Origin of the sequence: Mesorhizobium sp. M5C.F.Ca.IN.020.29.1.1 (genome assembly GCF_003997375.1) — a bacterium.
Lineage (GTDB): Bacteria > Pseudomonadota > Alphaproteobacteria > Rhizobiales > Rhizobiaceae > Mesorhizobium > Mesorhizobium wenxiniae.
Genome location: NZ_RZSW01000905.1, coordinates 1 through 1,612 on the forward strand (window position 1 = coordinate 1; position 1,612 = coordinate 1,612).

A 1,612-nucleotide genomic window follows, 5' to 3' on the forward strand; every position below is an offset into this window, starting at 1 on the left:
CGCCGGCGCGCGGCGGTTTCCTGTCGCCGGTGCTGCTTGGCCATATGCGGCAGACGTTGGAGAAAAAGGAACAGTCGCTGCTGTTCCTCAACCGGCGCGGCTATGCGCCGCTGACGCTGTGCCGGGTCTGCGGCCATCGCTTCGGCTGCCCGGTCTGCTCGGCCTGGCTGGTCGAGCACCGCTTTCGCGGCCAGCTCGTCTGCCACCATTGCGGACACAATGAGCGACGGCCCGAGGCCTGCCCGGAATGCGGCACGCTTGATCATTTGGTCGCGTGCGGGCCGGGCGTCGAACGCATCGCCGAAGAGGTCGTCGCGCATTTCCCCGACGCCCGAACCATCGTCTTGTCGTCCGACCTGATGGGCGGCGTGCGGAGGCTGAGGTTAGAGCTTGAAGCCATCGCCAACGGCGAGGCCGACATAGTCATCGGCACGCAGCTCGTCGCCAAGGGCCACAATTTCCCAAACATGACCCTGGTCGGCGTGGTCGACGCCGATCTTGGCCTGGCCAATGGCGATCCGCGCGCCGCCGAGCGCACCTTCCAGCTGCTCAGCCAGGTGACCGGCCGCGCCGGCCGTACCGGCAAGAAGAGCCTTGGCCTGCTGCAGACCTTCCAGCCCGACCATCCGGTGATGCGGGCGATCGTCTCCGGCGATGCGGAGGCCTTTTACGAGCGCGAGATCGCCGAGCGCGAGCGGGCGGCGCTGCCGCCCTTCGGCCGGCTCGCCGGCGTCATCGTCAGCGCGGCGACGCGGGCGGAAGCCGAAGGGCACGCCCGCGGCCTGCGGCGGGCGGCGCCCCAGGCCTCCGACCTGTTCGTGCTCGGCCCGGCCGAGGCGCCGCTGTCGCTGATCGGCGGTCGCCATCGCTTTCGCCTGCTGATCCAAGGCGAGCGGCGCGCCGACATGCAGGGGTTCATTCGCACCATGCTGGCCGAGGGACCGAAGATGCGGGGCTCGGTGCGGGTGCAGGTCGACATAGACCCGCAGAGCTTTTTGTGAGAGGCCGTCAGCTCACAGGCTTTTCGTAAATTGCCGACGCCATCTGGCGCATGTCTCTTCCTTCGCTAGAATGCCCGAAATTTCGAACCAGCCATTTTCGAGGGGGCAGTATGGAATTTGCGTTTCCGTGGCCGATGAGCCAGGGCGAGTGGCTGGCGTGGTCGAGCGCCGTCGTGACCTTGCTGTTCGGCCTGCTGCTGTTCCTGGCGCCGGGGCTGGCCTTCCGGATTCTGCGGCTGCAGGTCAAGCCTGAGAAGGCGGCAGCGATCGCCGAAGGGCGCGGCCGGATGTCGGGTTTTTATCTTGGCGTCAGCCTGTGCTGCATTCTGCTGGCGCAACCGCTGCTCTACATGGCGCTTGGCTTTTCCTGGCTGTTCACCGCCTTCGGCCGCCTGCTGTCGATGATGTCGGACGGCGCCAACACGCCTTTCAACTGGGCGTCCATCGTGGTGGAACTGGTGCTGGCGGCGCTGCCGCTTGCCTTCGCCTTCGGCTTTGTGCCTTGAATCAAAGGCTAATTCGGGACCGACGGTCGAACCGCACCGCCGGATGCGACAATAGTGCCTGAAAACCATGCGGGACGACGCATTGCGGTCTTAAAATGCCTGTGC

At 66.3% G+C, this 1,612-nt stretch carries 2 protein-coding genes; both read left to right on the forward strand.

All coding sequences use genetic code 11. The features are described from left to right. Window positions 1–1,001 (forward strand): primosomal protein N' (priA, locus tag EOA85_RS34835; protein ID WP_127212697.1); only part of this gene is annotated, 1,001 nt, incomplete at its 5' end. A 110-nt stretch (window positions 1,002–1,111) separates the two neighbouring features. Beyond that, window positions 1,112–1,507, forward strand: coding sequence for a DUF4345 family protein (locus tag EOA85_RS34840; RefSeq protein WP_065011182.1), 396 nt, complete (start codon window positions 1,112–1,114; stop codon window positions 1,505–1,507). Window positions 1,508–1,612: the final 105 nt, after the last annotated feature.

What these genes read in the sequence shown, in the direction of transcription:
- EOA85_RS34840 (WP_065011182.1), top strand. Translation starts at nt 1,112, where the DNA reads ATGGAATTTGCGTTTCCGTGGCCGATGAGCCAGGGCGAGTGGCTGGCG.